Origin of the sequence: Nocardiopsis sp. NPDC007018, assembly GCF_040635075.1 — a bacterium.
Taxonomy (GTDB): Bacteria; Actinomycetota; Actinomycetes; order Streptosporangiales; family Streptosporangiaceae; genus Nocardiopsis.
Genome location: NZ_JBEYHA010000018.1, coordinates 20,832 through 41,796, shown reverse-complemented (window position 1 = coordinate 41,796; position 20,965 = coordinate 20,832). Strand labels below are relative to the sequence as shown.

At 72.9% G+C, this 20,965-nt stretch carries 18 protein-coding genes; 10 read left to right on the top strand and 8 right to left on the bottom strand.

The genetic code is table 11. The features are described from left to right. Position 1: 1 nt before the first annotated feature. The 5 genes from ABZ635_RS12635 (at position 2) to ABZ635_RS12615 (ending at position 6,360) form a co-directional block, all read left to right on the top strand. A complete protein-coding gene (locus ABZ635_RS12635) occupies positions 2–2,839 on the top strand; it encodes a DEAD/DEAH box helicase (protein WP_357763266.1) in 2,838 nt (945 codons plus the stop codon). A 127-nt stretch (positions 2,840–2,966) separates the two neighbouring features. Further along, a complete protein-coding gene (panD, locus tag ABZ635_RS12630; RefSeq protein WP_357763263.1) occupies positions 2,967–3,371 on the top strand; it encodes an aspartate 1-decarboxylase in 405 nt (134 codons plus the stop codon). 154 nt (positions 3,372–3,525) lie between these two features. After that, positions 3,526–3,777 carry a hypothetical protein gene (locus ABZ635_RS12625; RefSeq protein ID WP_357763262.1) on the top strand — a complete coding sequence of 84 codons (252 nt, stop codon included), beginning with the start codon at positions 3,526–3,528 and terminating at the stop codon, positions 3,775–3,777. A gap of 85 nt (positions 3,778–3,862) precedes the next feature. After that, on the top strand, positions 3,863–5,143 hold the full coding sequence (locus ABZ635_RS12620) for an MFS transporter (RefSeq protein ID WP_357763259.1): 1,281 nt from the start codon (positions 3,863–3,865) through the stop codon (positions 5,141–5,143). 119 nt (positions 5,144–5,262) lie between these two features. Then, entirely contained in the window at positions 5,263–6,360 is a 1,098-nt protein-coding gene (locus tag ABZ635_RS12615; protein WP_357763256.1) for a DUF4352 domain-containing protein, read from the top strand. Positions 6,361–6,385: 25 nt separating this feature from the next. Here the strand turns inward: ABZ635_RS12615 and ABZ635_RS12610 are convergent, their stop codons facing one another. From ABZ635_RS12610 to ABZ635_RS12600, 3 genes are all read right to left on the bottom strand, one after another. Further along, positions 6,386–7,246 carry a (2Fe-2S)-binding protein gene (locus tag ABZ635_RS12610; protein WP_357763253.1) on the bottom strand — a complete coding sequence of 287 codons (861 nt, stop codon included), beginning with the start codon at positions 7,244–7,246 and terminating at the stop codon, positions 6,386–6,388. Positions 7,247–7,425: 179 nt separating this feature from the next. Beyond that, the gene (locus tag ABZ635_RS12605) at positions 7,426–8,286 is read right to left on the bottom strand and encodes an ABC transporter permease (protein ID WP_357763250.1); all 861 of its coding nucleotides are present in this window, start codon (positions 8,284–8,286) and stop codon (positions 7,426–7,428) included. Beyond that, the gene (locus tag ABZ635_RS12600; protein WP_357763247.1) at positions 8,283–9,266 is read right to left on the bottom strand and encodes an ATP-binding cassette domain-containing protein; all 984 of its coding nucleotides are present in this window, start codon (positions 9,264–9,266) and stop codon (positions 8,283–8,285) included. The genes ABZ635_RS12605 and ABZ635_RS12600 overlap by 4 nt, the downstream gene beginning before the upstream one ends. A 129-nt stretch (positions 9,267–9,395) precedes the next feature. On the opposite strand from ABZ635_RS12600, the gene ABZ635_RS12595 reads away from it, so the two are divergent. Beyond that, entirely contained in the window at positions 9,396–10,187 is a 792-nt protein-coding gene (locus ABZ635_RS12595) for a TetR/AcrR family transcriptional regulator (RefSeq protein ID WP_357763443.1), read from the top strand. Between the two features lie 73 nt (positions 10,188–10,260). On the opposite strand, the gene ABZ635_RS12590 is transcribed toward ABZ635_RS12595, so the two are convergent. Further along, positions 10,261–11,475: a cupin domain-containing protein gene (locus ABZ635_RS12590; RefSeq protein ID WP_357763245.1), complete on the bottom strand. Its 1,215-nt coding sequence runs from the start codon at positions 11,473–11,475 to the stop codon at positions 10,261–10,263. A gap of 309 nt (positions 11,476–11,784) precedes the next feature. After that, positions 11,785–13,947, bottom strand: a complete 2,163-nt coding sequence (locus ABZ635_RS12585) for a prolyl oligopeptidase family serine peptidase (RefSeq protein ID WP_357763242.1) — start codon at positions 13,945–13,947, stop codon at positions 11,785–11,787. A 194-nt stretch (positions 13,948–14,141) separates the two neighbouring features. On the opposite strand from ABZ635_RS12585, the gene ABZ635_RS12580 reads away from it, so the two are divergent. Further along, on the top strand, positions 14,142–14,639 hold the full coding sequence (locus ABZ635_RS12580; protein WP_357763239.1) for a TspO/MBR family protein: 498 nt from the start codon (positions 14,142–14,144) through the stop codon (positions 14,637–14,639). A gap of 133 nt (positions 14,640–14,772) precedes the next feature. Here the strand turns inward: ABZ635_RS12580 and ugpC are convergent, their stop codons facing one another. After that, on the bottom strand, positions 14,773–15,993 hold the full coding sequence (gene ugpC / locus ABZ635_RS12575; protein ID WP_357763237.1) for a sn-glycerol-3-phosphate ABC transporter ATP-binding protein UgpC: 1,221 nt from the start codon (positions 15,991–15,993) through the stop codon (positions 14,773–14,775). Between the two features lie 639 nt (positions 15,994–16,632). On the opposite strand from ugpC, the gene lnt reads away from it, so the two are divergent. Both lnt and ABZ635_RS12565 read left to right on the top strand, forming a co-directional pair. After that, complete coding sequence (lnt, locus tag ABZ635_RS12570; protein ID WP_357763234.1) at positions 16,633–18,282, top strand: apolipoprotein N-acyltransferase; 1,650 nt, start codon at positions 16,633–16,635, stop codon at positions 18,280–18,282. Between the two features lie 121 nt (positions 18,283–18,403). Next, complete coding sequence (locus tag ABZ635_RS12565; RefSeq protein WP_357763231.1) at positions 18,404–19,000, top strand: FxsA family protein; 597 nt, start codon at positions 18,404–18,406, stop codon at positions 18,998–19,000. 29 nt (positions 19,001–19,029) lie between these two features. Here the strand turns inward: ABZ635_RS12565 and ABZ635_RS12560 are convergent, their stop codons facing one another. Further along, on the bottom strand, positions 19,030–19,752 hold the full coding sequence (locus ABZ635_RS12560) for a potassium channel family protein (RefSeq protein WP_357763228.1): 723 nt from the start codon (positions 19,750–19,752) through the stop codon (positions 19,030–19,032). A gap of 204 nt (positions 19,753–19,956) precedes the next feature. Here ABZ635_RS12560 and ABZ635_RS12555 point away from each other — a divergent pair, with 204 nt between their 5' ends. Further along, the gene (locus tag ABZ635_RS12555; RefSeq protein WP_357763225.1) at positions 19,957–20,283 is read left to right on the top strand and encodes a nuclear transport factor 2 family protein; all 327 of its coding nucleotides are present in this window, start codon (positions 19,957–19,959) and stop codon (positions 20,281–20,283) included. A gap of 156 nt (positions 20,284–20,439) precedes the next feature. On the opposite strand, the gene ABZ635_RS12550 is transcribed toward ABZ635_RS12555, so the two are convergent. Further along, positions 20,440–20,928, bottom strand: coding sequence for a nucleoside deaminase (locus ABZ635_RS12550; RefSeq protein WP_357763222.1), 489 nt, complete (start codon positions 20,926–20,928; stop codon positions 20,440–20,442). Between the last annotated feature and the right edge of the window lie 37 nt (positions 20,929–20,965).

Here is a 20,965-nt window from a genome sequence, read left to right as displayed (position 1 = left end):
TATGAGTAGTCACTCCGAGCGTTACGCCGCCTTCCGCAGGCGCCAGAGCGCCTCCAGCGCCGCGATCGAGGCCTTCCAGGGCCTGTACGGGTTCGAGTTCGACCCCTTCCAGATCCGGGCCTGCAAGGCCCTGGAGAGCGGACACGGGGTGCTGGTCGCCGCTCCGACCGGTTCCGGTAAGACCGTGGTCGGCGAGTTCGCCGTGCACCAGGCCCTCGACGAGGGCACCAAGTGCTTCTACACCACGCCGATCAAGGCCCTGTCCAACCAGAAGTACAACGACCTGGTCAAGCGCTACGGCGCCGACCAGGTCGGCCTCCTCACCGGTGACAACAGCGTCAACGGTGAGGCACCCGTGGTCGTCATGACCACCGAGGTGCTGCGCAACATGCTCTACGAGGGCTCGTCCACCCTGGGCGGTCTGGCCTACGTGGTCATGGACGAGGTGCACTACCTCGCCGACCGGTTCCGCGGCGCGGTCTGGGAGGAGGTGATCATCCACCTCCCGGAGTCGGTGCGGATGGTCGCCCTCTCCGCGACCGTCAGCAACGCCGAGGAGTTCGGCGAGTGGCTCCAGCAGGTGCGCGGCGACACCACGGTGATCGTCGACGAGAAGCGCCCGGTCCCGCTGTGGCAGCACGTCATGGTGGGCCGGCGCATCCACGACCTGTTCGTGGAGGAGCGTCCGGAGGAGGAGGGCGACGACGGGGAGGGCGGCGGCCGGGGCCGGCGCAGGCGCGAACGCCGACGGGCGCAGCACCAGCGGCCGCGGGAGATCCAGGTGGGCGGGCGCAAGCTGCTCATCAACCCGCAGCTCACCCGTACGGCGGAGGACGACGCCCGCACCACCCAGCTCGCCAACCGCCGTCGCCACCCGCAGACACGGGCACGGGGCAACGTGCGCCCGCGCACGCGCTTCGCCCCGCCCTCGCGGCCGATGATCATCGAGGAGCTGGACGCGGAGGGTCTGCTCCCGGCGATCACCTTCATCTTCAGCCGGGCCGGGTGCGACGACGCCGTCCGCCAGTGCGTGGCCTCCGGGCTGGAGCTCACCACTCCCGAGGAGGCCGCCTACATCCGCGAGTACGCGGAGTCGCGCTGTGCGGACATCCCGCGCGCCGACCTGACCGTGCTGGGCTTCGACTCCTGGCTGCGCGCGCTGGAGGCGGGCATCTCCGCCCACCACGCGGGGATGCTGCCCACCTTCAAGGAGATCGTCGAGCACCTGTTCTCCAAGGGGCTCATCCGGGCCGTCTTCGCCACGGAGACGCTGGCCCTGGGTATCAACATGCCCGCGCGCACGGTCGTGATCGAGAAGCTCGACAAGTGGAACGGCGAGACCCACGCCTCGCTCACTCCGGGTGAGTACACACAGCTCACCGGGCGCGCCGGTCGGCGCGGCATCGACGTGGAGGGGCACGCCGTCGTCGTGTGGCAGGCCGGGACCGACCCCGAGTCGGTGGCGAGCCTGGCCGGTACCCGCACCTATCCGCTCAACTCCAGTTTCCAGCCCTCGTACAACATGGCCGTCAACCTGGTCGGCCAGGTCGGCCGCCAGCGCAGCCGGAACATGCTGGAGGCCTCCTTCGCGCAGTTCCAGGCCGACCGAGCGGTGGTGGGTCTGGTCAAGCAGCTCCGTAAGCACGAGGAGGCGCTGGAGGGGTACGCGAGGGCGGCCGAGTGCCACCTCGGTGACTTCATGGAGTACGCCGGTCTGCGCAGGGCGCTGAGCGACCGTGAGGCGATGCTGGCCAGGAACCGTTCGGCGCAGCGGCGCGACGAGGCGTTGGAGAGCCTGGAGCGGCTCCGGCCGGGCGACATCATCCGTATTCCGGCCGGTCGCTACTCCGGGCACGCCGTGGTCCTGGACCCCGGACTCAAGCACGACCTGCCCGCCCCCCTGGTGCTCACGGTGGACAAGCAGGTCAAACGGGTCAATTCCAGTGACTTCCCGGTGCCGGTGCACCCCTCGGGGCGGATGCGCATCCCCAAGTCGTTCTCCGCGCGCTCGCCGCGTTCGCGCCAGGACCTGGCCTCCACCCTGCGCAACAAGCTCAGGCAGGAGGGCACCGACCCCTCCTACGAGCGGGGCGGAAACCGGGGCGCACAGGAGGACTCTGAGGTCCGCCGGTTGCGCGCCGCCCTCAGGGAACACCCCTGCCACGGCTGCTCCGACCGCGAGGACCACGCCCGTTGGGCGGAGCGGTACTTCCGTCTCCAGAAGGAGACCGACGCGCTGCGGCGTCGGGTGGAGGGGCGTTCGCACGTCATCTCCCGCACCTTCGACCGGGTGTGCGGGGTGCTGGAGGACCTGGAGTACCTGACCGGCGACGACGTCTCCGAGGACGGCGGCAAGCTGGCCAAGATCTACTCCGAGCTCGACCTGCTGGTCGCCGAGTGCCTGCGCCGGGGGGTGTGGGAGGACCTCAACCCGGTGGAGTTGGCCTCCTGCGCCGCCGCGCTGGTCTACGAGGCGCGACGCGGCGACGACGCCTACCCGCGCCTGCCCGAGGGGAAGGTGGAGGAGGCCCTGGCGGAGATGACGCGGCTGTGGGGCGAGCTCAACGAGGTCGAGTCGCGCCACCGGGTGTCGTTCCTGCGCCAGCCCGACCTGGGATTCGTGTGGACCGCGCACCGGTGGGCGCGCGGCGACCGGCTGGACGCGATCCTGCGCCAGTCGGACATGACCGCGGGTGACTTCGTCCGCACGGCGAAGATGCTCACGGACATGCTCAGCCAGATCGCGGGGGCCGCGGTCGACCCGCATGTGCGCGGGACCGCCCGCAAGGCGGCCGATCTCGTCCGACGCGGTGTGGTGGCCTATTCCTCCCTGACCTAGGGGCGGAACCGGGCACGGTGGTGCCCCGGTGGTCGAAACGGGCCATACGGGGCGCCATCATGGGAGGTGCACGGGACCCCTACGGGGGCCTGTAGTCCGCCACACCTCCTGAATCGAGGCTTCAGCCATGCTGCGTACCCTCATGAACGGCAAGATCCACCGGGCGACGGTCACCCAGGCCGACCTGCACTACGTCGGATCGGTCACCATCGACGCCGACCTGATGGACGCCGCCGACATCGTCGACGGCGAGCAGGTCCACATCGTCGACATCGACAACGGCGCCCGCCTGGTCACCTACGCCCTGGTGGGTGAGCGGGGCAGCGGGGTGATCGGGATCAACGGTGCCGCCGCGCGACTGGTCAGTCCCGGCGACCTGGTGATCATCATCGGCTACGCGCAGGTGGACGAGCGCGAGCGCGCCGACCACGTCCAGCACGTCGTGCACGTGGACGAGCGGAACCGGATCGTCGCCCTGGGCAACGACCCGGCCGAGCCGGTCCCCGGCAGCGACCAGGTCGCGGGGCGCTGAGGCGGATCACCGCGTCGGCGCGCCCGTGCCCCGGCACGGGCGCCCGCGTCGGCCCCCTGCGGGTGACGAACCGGTGCGGCGGGCCGAAAACCCCGCCGGATGGCCGGTTCCGGCCTGATCGGACCTCCGGGTCCCGGGTATGTCCAGTGGCGCCATGGACGAACGGGACGAGGAACGGCGGCTGGTCGCCGCGCACATCGAGTGGCAGAAGCAGGGCGCGTGGGTCGTGCTCTGGGGGTGCTACACCCGGTGCTTCTGGGCCTTCGCCGCCTGGCCGGTGATCCCCGTCGGGGGTGTGGTGGTGCACGCAGACGACCCCGACCTGCTCTACGCCGAGATGCGCTACGTCGAACGCGAGCACGACTTCCTGAGGTGGCGCTACGGGCGCGGCCGCGCGGGAGCGTGAGGTTCGACGACCCCAGGACCTGGCCCGGTCCCGGGCACGGGGCTACGATGCATCCGCGAGCCGGACGAATCGGAGAAAACGCCCCTTGTCCCCAGAAACCAGTCAGAACGATCGTCCCCTCACCGAGACGGGACGCTCCCGCCTCCAGCGCCGCACGGTCCTGGTCCTGGTGTTCGCCCAGGTCGTCGGGAGTGTCGGCATGGGTGCCATGCTGGCTGTCGGGGCGCTCATCGCCCTCGACCTCAGCGGTTCCGACGCGTGGTCGGGGATGGCCACGACCATGATCACCCTGGGTGCGGCCGTGTTCGCGCTCCCCCTGGCCTCGTTGGCGTCCCGGAGCGGGCGGCGTCCCGGTCTGGCCCTGGGCTGGTTCTTCGGAGCGCTGGGCGGGACCGTGGTCATCGCCGCCGCACTCGCGGAGTCCTTTCCCCTCTTCCTCCTGGGCATGCTGCTGGTCGGTGCCGGGACCGCCACGAACCTCCAGGCCCGGCACGCGGCCGCGGACCTGGCCACCGAACGCACCCGTGGCCGCGACCTGTCCCTGGTGGTGTGGGCGACCACGGCGGGTTCGGTGGTCGGCCCCAACCTCGTCGGTCCGACCGGAGGCCTGGCCGCCCGTCTGGGGTTGCCGGACCTCCTGGGCCCGGTACTGCTCACCACCGCCGGCTTCCTGGGCGGCGCCGTGCTGATCGCCGTCCTGCTGCGCCCGGACCCGCTGCTCACCGCTACCGCCGAGGCCGCGCGGGCCGAACGGGAACGGGGCCGCGAACCCGAGGGGCGGGTCGGTCTGGCCGACGCGCTGCGGGCGATCGGTCGGACCCCGGCAGCGCTGCTGGCGGTGGTCGGGGTCGTGGCCAGCCACACGGTGATGGTCGCGATCATGACGATGACGCCGGTCCACCTGTCGCACCACGGGGCCGCGCTCACCGTGATCGGACTGACCATCTCCCTGCACATCGCCGGAATGTACGGGCTGTCGCCGCTCGTGGGGTGGCTGGCCGACCGCGTCGGCCGGGTGCCCACGCTGATCGTCGGGCAGGTGCTCCTGCTGGTCGCGGCGGCCGTCTCCGGTACGGCCGGGCACCACGCCCTCCAGGTGACGGTCGGGCTGGTGCTGCTCGGCCTCGGCTGGTCCTTCGGCCTGGTCTCCGCCAGCACCCTGCTCGCGGAGTCGCTGCCGGCCGGGGTGCGCCCCCGCGCGCAGGGGGTCGGCGACCTGGCGATGAACCTGGGCGCCGCCTCGGCCGCGGGGGTGTCCGGCATGGTGCTCGCGACGGTCGGTTTCGGTGGCCTGAGCCTGTTCGCCGCCCTGTTCACCGTGCCGGTGTTCGCGCTGGCCCTGCGCACGCGGGCAAACACTTCCTGACCTTTATCGCAAAGGCCCGTTGCGCTCGGCTTCGGGCGCCCTCCGCGCGGTTACGGTGCGGTTCTGGAGGGGACCGCCATTCGCGGCGGGCCGCGCTGGCGGACGAAGGGGTGGTGTGGGTGAGTGATCGCGAGCCCGACGAGGGCGCCGGGGAGCGGCCGGACCGGGACCCCGTCAACCACCACCCGCCGGAGGAGTGGCGGCCGGGAGACCCCGGGGACCCGGCCGAGGGCGGTCCGCAGCCGCCGGGGGAGCCCCCGCACGGGACCCCCTCGGGCGCGGAGCACGGCTACGGCACCCCCGCGCCGGACCAGCCCTCGTACGCGCCGCCTCCCGGCGGACCGTACCCGGGCGGGGCGCTCCACGGAGGCCCGCCGCCGCACGGGGGTCCGCCACGGAGCGAACAGCCGTACGGCTGGCCCTCGTCCGGCTGGCCTCCCCCCGGACCCGCTCCGGGGCCGCCGATGGCACCCCCGCCGGGCGGGGGCGCCCCGCACGGTCCGCCGCCGGGGCAGCCCCCCGGACAGGGCGGCTCCTGGCCGACCGGACCGGGGGAGTACTCGCAGGGGCCCAGCGGTCCGGGCGAGGCCGGTGCCGAGAACGCGGGGTATCCGCCCGGGTACGGCGGATACCCGAACGAGCCGGTCGGTTACGGCCCACCCGGCGGGTACGGGCCGCCCGGACAGGGCGGCTACGGGCCTCCGCCCTCCCGGCCCACGCCGTGGGGCAAGATCGTCGGGATCGGCTGCGGTGTCCTGCTCGTCCTCCTGCTCGCCCTGGGCGGTTGTGCGGCGGTGGCCCTGGTCCTGGCGGACCAGAGGGTGTCCGGCGGAGAGGGCCCGGGCGTCGAGGAGCCCGGGGGCGGAGCGTCGGAGGAGGGCGCTCCCTCGGAGGCGGGGCTCACCGCCTCCGCCACCGAGTTCGAACCGAGCTCGCTGTATGTGGAGGGCGACTTCACCAGCGTCGAGGTGACCGTCACCAACTCGGGTTCCGAGGCGCTGGACGTCAACCCGCTCTACTTCGTCCTGGTCGACGCCGAGGGGGTCGAGCACACTCCGGGCGACGCGATCGCGATGGACGCCAACGAGCTCGGGGTGCAGACCCTGGAACCCGGGCAGAGCGCGACCGGGACGATCACCGTCCCCGGTGAGATCGAGGCCGAGCGGGTGCTTTTCGAGCCCTACTTCACGGGCCCGGTCGAGGCTCCCGTGACCTGAACCGCGTCGGCGGGGCGGGGCCCCGTCAGGGGGCGAGCGCGGGGTCGCGCAGCCACTCCGACAGGTCCTCCCGGCGTTCGCTGTCGCACTTGAGCGGGCAGGTGGTGCAGAAGCCGTGTTCGGGGTCGCCCTTGTAGTCGAAGCAGCAGGTGCCCCGGACCGCCCAGGTACCGCGGGGGTGGTCGGGCGCGAAGGGGAACAGGCGCGGGCGCCTGCGGGTGACGGCCCCCGCCTCGACCACCGCGTCACCGAGCCGGGTGGCCAGATCCCAGGCCTGTTCGGCGTCGCGGCCGAGGTAGCGGGCGGGGTTGAGCATGTAGAAGTGCAGGGTGTCCAGGACCCAGCCCCACAGGGTGCGGCGACCGGCCCGCGAGTGGGCGTGCAGGGAGTCGACCAGGGGGCCGACGGTGGCGAACAGGGCTTCGGCGACCAGCCGCAGCTGGTGGTCCTCGTCGCGGGCCAGCACGGTGTCGGGGTGGCCGACGGCGGGGTCGTCGGGCAGGACCACGGTACGCGTGTCGGCCACCGCCGGTGTGCCGAACCGGCTCGAGCCCGTGTCCCAGGGCAGGTACAGGGAGCCGGGTGTGAGGAGCGGCCCGCGTCCGGTCAGGTACAGGCAGGAGGCGACCAGGAAGACGGGCTCACGCAGGGTCACGCGCAGGAAGTTGGTGGCGGCGGGCAGCCGGTGACCGGGGCCGTGCTCGGTCCTGAGCTTGTCGAACAGGACCGGGAGCCAGCCGTCCCCGGTCATGGAGGCGACCGAGTGGAACTGGGTACCGTCCGCCGGGCGCCCGTGGAGGGCGTCGGAGGTGGTGAACGTCGGCAGCGGCGCGAACTTCAACCGCGCGCTGGCGCCGCGCAGGGCGTCGAGCGGATCTGGACTCACCTGGCAACCCTTCGTCGCGGAACGGAACCGGTGGGTCCGGGTCGTACGGCGGCGACCCTCGGAGGGCCCGGTTCACGTGTGCCCGTGAAGTGAGGCTACCCTAACTATCCGGACCCCCGCAATGTGTCCGCCTGGAGGTTTGCCCAAACATGGCCCCGTTCCTCCCGAAGGTCGGCCGGTCAGTCGGCCAGGCCGCGGAAGCGGCGCAACGCCAGCGGTACGCTCACGGCCAGCAGCGCCGCGGGCACGATCACCCCCAGCAGCAGGGCGTTCTGCGCGGGCCAGGTGTCGGAGGGCAGCACCTCGTTGCCGAACAGCTCACGGGTGGCGGTGACCACCGCTGACAGCGGGTTCCACTCGGCGATCGGGCTCAGCCACGAGGGCATCGCGGACGAGGGCAGGAAGCTCGTGGACAGCATGGTGAGCGGGAACGCGAGCGGGTAGACGAGCATGCTCGCGGCGTCCGGGTTGGTGGCGTACAGGCCCGCCAGGACACCGACCCACACGAGGGCGAAGCGGAAGAGCAGCAGCAGGCCCACGGCGGCCAGCGCCCGGACCGGGCCGTCCTCGAAGCGCCAGCCCATCAGCGCGCCGCAGCCCAGCAGCAGCGTGATCTCCAGGACGGCGCGCAGCATGTCGGTCAGCGTGCGCGCGCCCAGGATAGCCATCGGTGTCATCGGCATGGAGCGGAAGCGGCTCATGACGTCGCGCGAGGAGTCCCGGGCGATCCCGGCCGACGTCCCGGCGATGCCGTAGACCATCACCATGGCCAGCATGGCGGGTACCAGGAAGGCGCGGTAGTGGTCGGCGCCGCTGCCCGACATCACGTCGCCGAACACGTAGCCGAAGAGCAGGACCATCAGCAGGGGCATGCTGATCGCGATGGCCAGCTCGAAGGGGTCGCGGAGCATGTGCCGCAGGTTGCGTCGGCTCAGGACCAGGACGTCGGACCAGGTCCCGGCCCCCGAACCGGGGGCGACTCCCCGAGCGGGGGCTCCGGTACGGGCGGGCTGGGTCGGGGTGGGGCGGGTGGCGGTCATCGGGAGACCTCTTCGGTGGTTGTCGTGGTCGTCGTCGCGGTCCCGGTCAGGCCCAGGAAGACCTCGTCGAGGCTCGGTCGGCGCACTCCGAGGTCGGTGACGCCCAGGCCGGAGCCGTCGAGGGCGCGCACGGCCCCGGTGAGGGCGGCCATGCGGTTCTCGGCGGGCACGCTGACCCGTCGTTCGTCGCGGTGCACGCTGGCGGGCGCGGACAGGGCGTCGCCGAGGAGGTCGGCGACGGCGGACAGGTCGGCGGGGTCGTGGACGAGTACGTCGAGGCGGTCCCCGCCGACCTGGCCCTTGAGGGCGTCGGGGGTGCCCTCGGCGATCACCCGGCCGCGGTCGATGACCGCGACCCTGTCGGCGAGCTGGTCGGCCTCCTCCAGGTACTGGGTGGTGAGCAGCACGGTGGCGCCGCCGCGGACGAGGTCGCGCACGGCGTCCCACACCCGCATGCGGCTGCGCGGGTCCAGGCCGGTGGTGGGTTCGTCGAGGAACAGGACACGCGGCTCCTGGATGAGGCTGACCGCCAGGTCGAGGCGGCGCCGCATCCCGCCGGAGTACCCGCTGGCGGGGCGGTCGGCGGCCTCGACGAGGTCGAAGCGTTCCAACAGCTCCTCGGCGCGGTCGCGTGCTCCGGTGCGGTCGAACCCGTACAGGAGGGAGAACATCACGAGGTTCTCCCTCGCGGTCAGGATCTCGTCGACGGAGGCGTACTGGCCGGTGAGTCCGATGACGGAGCGGACCAGCGCGGGCTCGGTGAGCACGCTGTGACCGCAGACGGCGGCGGTTCCGGAGTCCGGGCGGACCAGGGTGGCCAGGGCGCGCACCGTCGTGGTCTTCCCGGCTCCGTTGGGACCGAGCAGGCCGAGGACGGTGCCCGGTTCCACGGTGAGGTCGAGTCCGTCCAGGGCGCGGGTGTCGCCGTAGCGCTTGTGGAGTCCCCTGGCCTCGACGGCCGGGGGAGGGGTCGCTACCATGGTGACTCCTCAGAAACTGTGTATGTCATAAACGTATTAGTGTAAGTAGTACACAGTTCTAGGATGGGTGTCAACCACGGCGACGGGGCCCGGCGGCGGACCCGTGTGGGAGGCGACGACGGGCGGGGTATGACGAGCGACGAGCGGCCGGCGGGGACCACCCGCGAGATCGAACTCCTGTGGGGGCGGCGGGAGACGCCACGACGCGGACCCAAACCGAAACTCAGCCGCGCGGCGGTCGTGGAGGCCGCCGTGGCGGTGGCCGACGCCGAGGGCCTGGACGCGGTCTCCATGCAGCGCGTGGCCCGGGAGCTCGGCTTCACCACCATGTCGCTCTACCGGCACGTGGACAGCAAGGAGGACCTGCTCGTCTTCATGCAGGACGCCGCGATGTCCCAGCACCCCGCCGGGCCCCGTGACGACGGCGACTGGCGGGCCGGTACGGAGGAGTGGTGCCACGGAGCCCTCGCCCAGTACCGCAGGCACCCCTGGGCCGCCTACGTCCCGCAGTCGGGCCCGCCGAGCGGCCCCAACGGCCTGCGGTGGATGGAGGCCGGACTGCGTGAGATCGCCGCCTCCGGCCTCGACGCCCCCGAGTCGCTCCAGATCCTGCTGTTGCTGACCTACTCCCTCAGGGACCTGTTCCGTATGGAACAGGACATCGCCCGCGCCGCGCGCGAGCGCGGCGTACCCCTGGACAACGAGGGAGACGAGTGGGTCCGGGGCCTGCGCGGGGTCCTGGACCCCGAGGAGTACCCGACCCTCCTGTGGACCCTGGACCAGGGAACCTTCGCCGAGGAACCGCCCGGCTACCGGGAAGAGGACGGGGCGATGGGCGGTCTGGGCTTCGCGATCCAGCGCATCCTCGACGGGGTCGACGCCTACGTGCGCTCCACCGGGCGGGACCGGGCGGGGGACTGAGGGGACGGGGACCGGAACCGCGGGCGGGGCCCGAACCCCGGCCGCGCGTCGACAACGCTCCCGTCCCCGGAACTCAGCGCACCAGCACCAGGTGGTGGCGGGCGAGCGCGGCCACCACCCGCCCACACGCCTCGGCCTCCACACCGGCGAGGTCCGCCAACGCCGTCACGGACAGCTCCCGGTGCCGTGCCAACGCCTCCAGCACCGGTTCCGCCAGGACCGGCAACCGGTACCGCTTGCCGGCCACGGTCACGGCCACCCGGGCGCCGGGACCCTCACCCTCGCGCACCACCGGGGGCGGCAGGATCGGGACGAACTCGACCCGGGCGTGCCCCGGAGGCGCGCCGTCCTCCACCGGCCACGGCAGGGAGAACGAGGTGCGGCGCGGGAAGCGGGCGTCACGCTCGGCGAGGAAGGTGTCCAGGTCCAGACGCTCCGCCAGCTCCGTGACGCGTGCCACCAGCTCGTGCCGGTGCTTGCGGCGCGTGTCCGGATCGGCGAAGCGGGGCAGGTCCCGCCGGAACGCCTCCTCCTCGAACAGCTCGCGTACCAGCGCGTCCGCCCAGTCGATACCGGTGGCGCGCGTGAAACCGAAGGTCAGGTGCATGCTGACCTCGCCGGTGCCGGTCACCGTGTGCCACCAGCCGCGCGGCACGTGAATCACCTGACCGGGCCGCAGCACCCCCTCCCACACCAGGTGCGGCTCGCCGTCCGCGTCACGGGGCGGGGTGTGCGCGTGGTCGGTGTCGTTCTTCATCGGGAACGGGCGCGAGCCGGGGCCGTGCACCTGCCAGTGCTTCTCACCCTCCAGCTGCACGATCACCGTGTCGTGGTCGTCCCAGTGGGTGTCGAACCCCCGCGACTCTCCCCAGATCAGGTACAGGTTGGCCTGCGCGCGCTCCCGGGTCAGACGCATGAGGTCGTCGGCGGCCGCTCCGACCGGCGGGTGCATCCGGTCGACGCCGTCCAGCACCAGACTGGCCCCCGAACGCAGTTCCCGGTAGAGCGACTCGGGGCGGATGGTCCGGCGGTCGGCGCGCGAGACCCGGGTGCGGTCGGTGTAGCGGTCGAGCGGAACCGGGGACCCGTCCCGGTGCAGCCGCAGCCGGGGCGGTTCCGGGGCGCAGTCGGCCAGCAGCCGGTTGAGGTCCTCGAAGGTCAGGAGCGAGCGCACGGCGTCCGCGCCCAGGTCGGCGAAGACGAACTCCTCCGACAGTCGGGTGGTGAGTGCGTCGCGGCCCACGACGTCGCACAGGGTTCGGGTGAACAGGCTGCCGGGATCGGACACGGCTCTCCCCTTTCCGGGGGTCGGACGTTACGGTGCGTGCGTGCGGGCGCGGACGGGAACGGAAAAAGGGGAGCGGGACCGGGGCGGTACCCGGCCGGGCCCGCCCGGCCCGCGCGTGGCGGCCGGACCGGGCGAGCGGGGATCAGATGAAGTCGGAGCTGGAGTCGGTGCCGTCGTTGTCGCCGCCCGCGGTGGTGTCGCGGGAGGTCACCTCCGCCAGCTCCTCGACCTCAACCTCGATGGGGTCCATACCGCACCTCGCTTTCTGTGTGCCGTCGATCCTCTTGGCCAGGGCCGGGCCGGACGCCGTCAGCGCCCGGTGAGCCCCGTTCTGTGGGCCGCGAACGCGTGCGCGTCCGCGGCCAGCCCCACGGCCCTGCTCACGGCGCGCGGGCCGTGCCCGACGTCGCGCTCGTAGCGCAGGAGGGCGCGGGGGTGGTCGTCCTCCGGCCCGGCCGCCAGCAGCGCCGCGCACATCTTGCGCGGGTGCGCGGCGTCGGTCCGCGTGTCCCCGTCGAAGCCGGTCAGCAGGACGCTGGGGTACCGGGTGCCGCCCGCGCGGGGGGAGGCCTCCAGGACGCGGTGGTAGGGCGAGTACGAGACCAGGGCGGCGAAGTCGTCGGGGTCGGCGGTGGTACCGAACTCGCGGGTCCACATACGGCCCAACCCCAGGTGCTCGAAGCGCACCATGTCCGCGAGCGGCGCCGACGCGATCACCGCCGCGCACAGGTCGGGGCGGGCGGTGGCGGCGGCCAAAACGAGCAGCCCGCCCGCCGAGCCCCCGGACAGGCAGAGTTCGGACCGGGCGCACCACCCGGTGGCGACCAGGGTGTCGGCGGCGGCGACCAGGTCGCGTACCGCGCGGGTCTTGTGACGGCCGGAGCCCTCCAGGTGCCAGCGTCGCCCGGCGTCGCCCCCGCCCCTGACATGGGCGACGGCGTAGCGGCCGCCCAACAGCAGCCAGGCGAGCACGGTCGCACTGAACCCGAACTGGCGCGGGCGCCCGAAGCCGCCGTAGGCGTGCAGCAGGGTCGGGCCCGGACCGGGTCGCCCGGAGACGTCGAAGACCGTGACCGGTACCCGGGTGCCGTCCGAGGAACGGGACCACACCACGGTGCGCACCACCGAGGGGGCGGAACCCGGGCCGCCGGGCGCGCCGGAGCGGACCGCGCGCGCCCGGGGGGCCTCGGCGCGGGCCGGGCCGGGCCAGGGTTCGGGGTCGGTGCCGCCCGGCGGCAGGCGCAGCACCCTCCGCTGGGCGGCCACGTCCGCGTACTCCAGGAAGACCGTGCCGTCAGGCGCCGCGACGGGACCCGAGACCATCCCCTGGCCCGGGAGCCGCACGGCGTGGGAACGGGCTCCGGTGACGGCGTCGTGCACGGAGGCCTCGCTGATGCCCAACCGGGTCCGGACCACCAGCAGCGCGGTGCCACCGGGGGCGCGGTGCGGACAGAACGCGTCCAGGGTCGTGCCGGGGTCCTGGGAAACGACCTCGCGCCAGTACTCGGGGGTGATCCGCCCCCGGGGCGCGGCGGGGTCCACGGCGCACACGCGTCGGCGGGGCGCGTCGAGGGACGTGCGCAGGTACAGCAGGCCGTCCGGGCCCGCCCGCACCTCCGTCTCCGCCTCGTGGCCCACCTGGAGGGGCCGCAGATCCGGGCGCTCCGGCCGCCGCGCGGCCAGGTCGGCCAGCCACAGGTCGGTGCGGTGCCCGGTGCCGTGCCCCTCGCTGACCAGGAGCCACCGGTCGCCCAGGACGCGAACGCCCGGCACCGTGCCCGGCCCCGAACACGGGTGGACGAAGGTCTCGGCGCCGTCCGCGACCCGGCGCAGCCACACGCCGCGCATCCCCCTGACACCGTCGCGGCGCACGTAGTAGAACGCCTCGGGGACACCCGGGAGCCAGGCCACGTGCGAGTAGCGCACCCCGTGGACGGTCGGTCCGACCTGGGTCCCGTCGGCGGCCCGCAGCACGCGTAGGGCACCGCGCTCCACCCCTCCCGACGAGGTCTGCACCGCGACCAGGGTGCCGTCCGGAGCCGGCTCCCAGGCGTCCAGGGTGGTCCCTCCGTCGGGGTCGTCCGAGCAGGGATCGTGGACCGTTCGAGGTGCCCGCGCGCCGCTGGCGGGCGGGCTGTCGTGCGCCCGCGCTGGCCACACCACGAGTCGGGGGTGCTCGCTCCCGGCGTGGCGTACGGTGGCGAACACCGCGTCGGCGCGGTGCGTCGGCGGCGACCACAGGTCGGTGGCGACCAGCTCTCGGATCAACCCGGCGAGGTGGTCGCGCAGGGGCCAGGACGCCGCCTCGCGCTCGTACTCCCGCGCGCGGTCCGCCAGCCAGCGTTCGGTCGCCGGGGAGTCGGGGGTCTCCAGCCAACGGTAGGGGTCGGGGACGGGGCGGCCGTGCAGGGTGTCGACCACCGACACGGGGCCTGGGGCCGGGGCGGTTCCGGGGGCTCGGTTACGCACCATCACATGGTTCAAGCGGCCGACAGGACGGTCAAGGAAGAGATACCTGGCCCCACCGGCCGTGAGTGTGGCCCGGGAGGAAGGTTTGGGAGCGGGGCCAGCCGCGACTCGACGGCGGTGCCGCGCGGGGCGAACGGGTAGGAAGCGGGGGAGCCCCGGCCGGTGGGGTAGGGGCACCGACGTGAGGAGAGCGACCCGTGGGAACCACCACCCGCAGGACCCGTGACCCCCGCCGTTCGCTGGGAGCGGCGCTGTGCTTCGCCGCGGCCGTCCTGGTGACGGCGCTGGTCGGAGGAACCGCGGCCCAGGACGCGGGGGCCGTCTACGCGAACCTCGAACTGCCCGTGTGGGCTCCGCCCTCCTGGCTGTTCGGACCGGTGTGGACCGTCCTGTACGTGCTCGTCGCGGTCGCGGGCTGGCTCGTTTGGCGCGCGGCCGGGGTCCGGGGAGCGGCGGTCTTCCTGGGCGTGTACGTCCTACAGCTGCTGCTCAACGCGGCCTGGACCCCGCTGTTCTTCGGCGCCGGGCTCTACGGGACGGCGCTGGCGGACATCCTGCTGCTGGTCGTGGCGGTGGCGGCCACGCTCCTCCTGGCCCGACCCCACAGCGGGACGGCGGCCCTGCTCCTGGTTCCCTACCTGGTGTGGGTGGCCTTCGCCGCGGCGCTCAACGCCGCCGTCTGGGCGGTCAACTGACGGACGTGCCGGTACCCGGTGGTGCCCGGAACACCCCTGGGAGACGATGAGGGGCGGCGCCCCGGGGGGGGACGGGGCGCCGCCCGTGCGTCCGGTCCGCGCGGGGCGCGGACCGGACCGGGGAGGGTCTGGGTCAGACGTTGTCCGGGTGACCGATGGCCAGGCCGCTCTCCTGGTCGAAGAAGTGCAGCTGGCTGACGTCCACCGCGAGATTGATCGTGCTGCCCGGGCGCACGCTGCTGCGCGGGCTCACGCGCGCGGTGAACTGGGAGCGGTTGTCACCCAGCGGCAGCGCGGCCTCGGCGCTCTCCTCGTCGTCACCCGCGGCGTCCTTGGCCAGGGCGGCGGCGTCCTCGTGGCGCACCGGCGGGGCGTCGATGCCGAAGATCACGTTGATCTCGGTGCCCAACTCCTCGGTGACGTCGGCGGTGACCTCGATGCGCGGGTCGCCGTTGCCGTCGAACTCGGCGTCACTGAAGTCGGAGGGGCGGATGCCCAGGATCACCGAACGGCCCACGTACCCGTCCAGGTGCGGGCGCTCCTTGATGACCGAGGCCGGAACCGGCAGCTGGTGCTCGGCGAACTTCAGGATCGCGCCGTCACCGTCGCGCACGAGCTCGGCGTCGACGAAGTTCATCGCCGGGGAGCCGATGAAACCGGCCACGAACAGGTTCACGGGGGAGTCGAACAGGCGCTTGGGGGTGTCCACCTGCTGGAGGCGTCCGTCCCGCAGGACCGCGACCCGGTCGCCGAGGGTCATCGCCTCGATCTGGTCGTGGGTGACGTAGACGGTGGTGACGCCCAGACGCTCGTGGAGCTGGTTCAGGGAGGCGCGCATCTGCACGCGCAGCTTGGCGTCCAGGTTGGACAGCGGCTCGTCCATGAGGAAGGCCTGCGGCTCGCGGACGATGGCGCGGCCCATGGCCACGCGCTGGCGCTGTCCGCCGGAGAGCGCGCCGGGCTTGCGCTTGAGGTAGGGGTCCAGGCCGAGCATGTCGGCGGCCTCGCCGACACGGCGGGCGATCTCCGCCTTGGGGACCTTGCGCAGTTTCAGGCCGAAGGCGAGGTTCTGCTCGACGGTCATGTGCGGGTAGAGCGCGTAGTTCTGGAAGACCATGGCGATGTCGCGGTCCTTCGGCGGGCGGTCGTTGACGATCTCGTCGCCGATGACCAGCGTGCCCGCTGAGATCTCCTCCAGGCCCGCGATCATGCGCAGGGCGGTGGACTTGCCGCAGCCGGAGGGGCCGACGAGCACCATGAACTCGCCGTCGTTGATCCGGAGGTTGAGGTCGTCGACGGCCTTGACGTCGCCGCCGTAGATCTTGTCGACGCCCTCGAGGACGATCTCCGCCATGGTGGTCAGCTCCCGCGTTGGCTCGGTGGTGTGGCGTATCCGATGGTGGTCGCCGGAGGGCGGGGCCGCGACCCCTGAGGGAACTCTCCAGTGACGCCCGATGTTCGGAATTGATCGAAACGGGTGTGTTTCTTGATCACATCAGACATCATCGCGATCAAAATGTCCAGGGCGAGTGAGGTTTCGATCCGATTGCGGTCATCCGCAAACCACCCGCTGCCAGCTGGCGTGGACGGCTCAGGTGCGTTAGCCTGTCGCTCGGTTCACCACTGTTCTCCCCTTCCACCACTTGGGCCGGTGGCCACGACACGGCTTCCGGATTGAGACAAGGGGTCGGGGAGTCTGGGTAACCTAACGACCAGTCCAGCACTGGACGGACCGGTTGTGCGGCCCCCACTCGTCCGATCGGACGCTGCATCACGCGCCAGGTGCAGCTGGGATCGGGTGAGGGGCGGTGTACCGCGACCGGGCGGGGGGTTGGACCCGGAAAAGGCCCGAACATCCAGTAGACAACGGTCTTCCGAGCTCGCCGCCGACGGGACGGAGCCGGTCCGAAGGGTGGCTCGGGCCTTTTCCGCGTCCCCCCAATATGCTGACCGCAGGAGACCCTCAGTATCCAGCGGAAAGCGAGCACCCCACGTGGTTGCCGAGCAGAGGGGGTCGGAGACCGCTCCGAACCCCGCAAGACCCTCGCCGAACACCACGGCGCCGGAGTCGAGGGCGCGGGCCACGACGTGGTCCCCCCTGGCCCCGGGGCACCGCTGGGGTCGCCTCGACCTCCTCTGGCGAACCCTGGCGGCGGTCGGGGCGGGCCTGGCCCAGCTCCTGGCCCTGCCGCCCCACGGCCTCTGGTGGCTGGGCCCGTTCAGCGCCGCGCTCCTGCTCCTCGCCGTTGGCGGCGCCCGCCCGCGCCGCGCCGCCTGGTTGGGCGGCCTCTCCGGCGCCACCCTCATGGTCCCGCTGGTCCACTGGCAGAGCATCTTCGGCGTCGACGTGTGGCTGGCCACCGCGGCCCTGGAGACCGCCTACTTCCTGCCCATGGCCATGGGCCTGGCCCTGGTCGCGCGCCTGCCGTACTGGCCGCTGTGGACCGCCGGTGTGTGGGTGGCCCAGGAGGCCGTGCGCGCCCGGTGGCCGCTCGGCGGCTTCTCCTGGGGCAAGCTCGCCTACGCGCAGCCGGACACCCCCTTCGTCGGGTACGCCGCCCTGGGCTCCTCGGCCCTGGTCTCGTTCGCGGTCGCGCTCACCGGCGCCCTGCTGGTGTGGACGGTCCTGCGCGCCGTGTCCGCCCGGGGAGGCGCCCGCGTACTCCTGCCCGCCGCAGGACTGGTCGCCGGAGCGGCGATCGTCCTGGGCGGTCTCGCGGCCCCCGCGATCGGCCGCCCCGCCCCGGCGGAGACCGTCACCGTGGGCATGGTCCAGGGCAACGTGCCCAACGTGGGCGAGGTCTCCGTCCTCGGCGAACGGGCCGAGGTGCTCCAGAACCACGCGGACGGCGTCCACGAGATGGCCGACCAGGTGCGGCAGGGCGACTACCCCCAACCCGACCTGGTGCTCCTGCCCGAGAACGCCAGCGACATCGACCCCTACCGCGACCCCGAGGCCGAGCGGACCATGGAGTCCGCGGCCCGGGACATGGGCGCGCCCCTGCTGTGGGGGATGAGCCGGTTCAACGACGACGGCACGCGCCACGTGCGGAGCCTGGTGTGGGACCCCGAGACCGGGCCCGGTGACTTCTACGACAAGCGCTACCTCGTCCCCTTCGGCGAGTACGTCCCCTACCGGGACTTCTTCACGAGGTTCGTCTCCCGGCTGGGCCAGGTCAGCTCGGACGCCGTACCCGGCACCGAGCCCGGAGCCCTGGACATCGGCGGCACCACCCTGGCCGTGGGCATCTGCTTCGACGTGGCCTTCGACCCGGCGGTGCGCGACTCCGTGGCCGCGGGCGGGCGCATCATCGTCATCCCCACCAACAACGCCAACTACAACTTCACCGGCCAGTCCCACCAGCAGCTGGCGATGACCCAGCTGCGCGCGGTCGAACACGGCCGACCGGCAGTGGTGGTCTCCACCAGCGGGGTCAGCGCCGTCGTCGAGCCGGACGGCCGCGTCGTCTACGAGTCGCCCGAGGCCGTACGCGACCTCCACGTCACCGACATCACGGCGATGGACGGACTCACGGTCGCCACCCGGCTCGGGGCCGTCCCCGAGGCCCTGCTGGCCGCGCTCGGCCTGGGCGCGGTGGTCGCCTCGGTGATCGCCTCCCGCCGCGCGCGGACCCGCGCCTGACCCCTCCCGCGGCCCTCCCCGGGCGTGGGAGGCGCCCGGAGCGGGAACCATTCACACCGGGGGCGCGTTCTCCAGCAAGAGGGGGACGATCCCGGTCCCACGACACTGAGGATGATTCACGATGCCGTTGCTGATCGTGCTGGCCCTGATGGCCCTGCCCTTCCTTGAGGTCGGCCTGATGATCTGGGTCGGCGGGCAGATCGGTGTGCCGTGGACACTGGCCGCCCTGGTCTCGCTGACGGTCCTGGGCTTCGCCGTGCTGCGGCACACCGGCCGGGCCTTCCGCGAGGTCGTCCAGGAGGCCGACGAGGCCATGCGCACCGGCGAACAGCCCCGCAAGGGCCTGCTCGACCCGCTGATGCTCATGGCGGGCGGCATCCTGCTGGTCATCCCGGGCTTCCTCACCGCCGCCGTCGGACTGCTGCTGGCCACCCCGGTCACCCGGCCCGCCCTGCGGTGGGTGTTCGCAGGCTGGGCGGCGCGCCGGATGAGGAAGATGCAGGAGCGCGTCAACGAGGAGTTCGCCGCCCGCGGCGCCACCATCCCGAACCAGGCGCCCTTCGGGCCTGGTGGCCCGGGCGGTCCCGGCACGCCCCGCAACCCGTTCGACCCCCGCCCCGGAGCCGCCGACAGCGGGGACTCCACCGAACGTCCCGCGGCCAACCGCGGCCGCGTGATCCAGGGCCACTTCGAGCCCGAGGACGACGACCGGTCCTGAGACGGCCGCCGAGACGGCCCCCGTCGCCGTCAGGGGCGCCCGGGCGGGGGGTCCGCACCCGGGTCCGGGGCGGGGCCGCCGGATGGGGCCGCGGACACGTAGGCGCCCACGATGCGGGCGATCACCGTGGTCAGGAAGAGGGTTCCCGCCACCGCCTCGGCGGTGGCCAGCGACCGCGCCCACGGGGCCACCGGAACCAGGTCCCCGTACCCGAGCGTCACCAGGGTGACGAAGCTCAGGTAGGTGAGGTCCTGCCAGTCCACCGGCGCGTTCGGGTGCAGGGAGTCCACGAAGCCACCCGGCCACAGCGCCTCCACGATGCCGAACAGCGCCGCGAACACCCCGCCCGCCAGCAGGTAGGCACTGATCGCCGCCATGATGAGCTCGGGCCCGCCCCAGGCCCGGTGCCGCTGCCGGTACGTGAACACGAACTCCAGCAGCCGGTAGATCAGGTAGCCCTGGAACAGGACCACCGCGCAGAAGAGCCCCAGCCGGGCGGCGGGGACCTCCGGGTGCAGCGCGGCCCAGAACCCGGCGGCCAGGAACACCACCGAGAGCACGACCGAGGGAAGCAGGCGACGACCCCCGGGGCGGACCACGCGCACGCCGAGGACGACCACGGCCGGGTACAGCAGGACGTACAGCATCTCCCACAGTGGCCCGAGCAGCGTTAGCGGATAGGCGAAGTGCAGTAGCGCCGAGGCCGCCAGGAACGCCACCAGGGGGCGTGACCGCCCCGGTCGACCATGCATGGGAGCCCTCCGCCGTCCGTCACCGGCCGCGCCCCGGACGACGCCACCGGTCGCGGGGAGGTTAACGCGGCGGTGTGCGGCGCTGGGTGAGGCACGGGAAGGGTTTGCCCGACCTTGGGGCGCCGTCGGCTTCCGGGAGACCCCGGTGCTGGGAACATCCGGAAGGGAGTGGACCACCGGGGTCCCCGAGCACGGAGGAGCGCCATGAGCGCGAACGTTCCCGAGCCCGTCGCGTCGTTCGTGGACGCGGTCAACGCGCACGACGAACAGGCCTTCCTGGACGCCTTCACCCCCGACGGGGTCGTGGACGACTGGGGGCGCGAGTTCCGGGGACGTGCGGCGATCCGGGCGTGGAGCGACGTGGAGTTCATCGGTGCCAGGGGCGTGCTGGACGTGCGCTCGTCCGAACCGACCGAGGACGGGGTCACCGTGGTCGGGGACTGGCGATCCCAGCACGCCAACGGGCTCAGCTCCTTCGCCTTCACCGTCGTGGGCGACCGGATCGCCCGGATGACGATCCGGGAGGGCTGAGCACGGGGCGCGGGGGTGGGGGACCGAGGTCGGCCCGGGTCGCACGGTGCGGGTATCGGACGACCCGGCGGCGCGTCCCGCCGGTTCTGATCGCTTCGATCATCTTCGATCAAAACCGTGACGCGCGCCCCGGCCCGCCACGTGATCGGTTCCGGTTCAGTCGCCGGTGCCACGGCCGTGCAGGCGGGCGTGCAGGGCCCGGATCTCCTCGGTGAACATCCCCACGGGTCCCGCCGTCGCGATCCCGGGAGCCACCTCGTTCACCGACAGCGCGCGCACCGGACCGGCCGGTAGGCCCCACTCCGCCACCCAGGAGCCCAGCTGTTCGGACGAACTCGCGTACACGATCCGCCCCAGGCCGACCCAGGCGTGGGCGGCCGAGCACATCGGGCAGTGCTCGCCGGAGGTGTAGACGGTCGCCGTGGCGCGCTCGGAGGCGGGCAGGTGCTCGGCGGCCCAGCGGGCGATCGCGAACTCCGGGTGCCGGGTGGAGTCGCCCCCGGCGACGTGGTTGTGGTCCTCGAACAGCACCGTGCCGTCGGCCCCCACCAGCACCGATCCGAAGGGCTCGTCACCCTTCTCCAGCGCCTCGGCGGCCAGGTCCACCGCGCGCCGCAGGTGGCGCAGGTCGGCGTCGTTCACCATGACGGGCTCCTTCGTCTCGGGTTCGGCGCCACCGTAT

Coding starts and splice junctions, on each gene's coding strand:
- ABZ635_RS12600 (WP_357763247.1), bottom strand. CDS start 9,266: ATGGTAGCGACCCCTCCCCCGGCCGTCGAGGCCAGGGGACTCCACAAG.
- ABZ635_RS12585 (WP_357763242.1), bottom strand. CDS start 13,947: ATGGTGCGTAACCGAGCCCCCGGAACCGCCCCGGCCCCAGGCCCCGTG.
- ABZ635_RS12625 (WP_357763262.1), top strand. CDS start 3,526: ATGGACGAACGGGACGAGGAACGGCGGCTGGTCGCCGCGCACATCGAG.
- ABZ635_RS12605 (WP_357763250.1), bottom strand. CDS start 8,286: ATGACCGCCACCCGCCCCACCCCGACCCAGCCCGCCCGTACCGGAGCC.
- ABZ635_RS12555 (WP_357763225.1), top strand. CDS start 19,957: ATGAGCGCGAACGTTCCCGAGCCCGTCGCGTCGTTCGTGGACGCGGTC.
- ABZ635_RS12565 (WP_357763231.1), top strand. CDS start 18,404: ATGCCGTTGCTGATCGTGCTGGCCCTGATGGCCCTGCCCTTCCTTGAG.
- ugpC (WP_357763237.1), bottom strand. CDS start 15,993: ATGGCGGAGATCGTCCTCGAGGGCGTCGACAAGATCTACGGCGGCGAC.
- ABZ635_RS12595 (WP_357763443.1), top strand. CDS start 9,396: ATGACGAGCGACGAGCGGCCGGCGGGGACCACCCGCGAGATCGAACTC.
- ABZ635_RS12550 (WP_357763222.1), bottom strand. CDS start 20,928: ATGGTGAACGACGCCGACCTGCGCCACCTGCGGCGCGCGGTGGACCTG.
- ABZ635_RS12560 (WP_357763228.1), bottom strand. CDS start 19,752: ATGCATGGTCGACCGGGGCGGTCACGCCCCCTGGTGGCGTTCCTGGCG.
- ABZ635_RS12635 (WP_357763266.1), top strand. CDS start 2: ATGAGTAGTCACTCCGAGCGTTACGCCGCCTTCCGCAGGCGCCAGAGC.
- panD (WP_357763263.1), top strand. CDS start 2,967: ATGCTGCGTACCCTCATGAACGGCAAGATCCACCGGGCGACGGTCACC.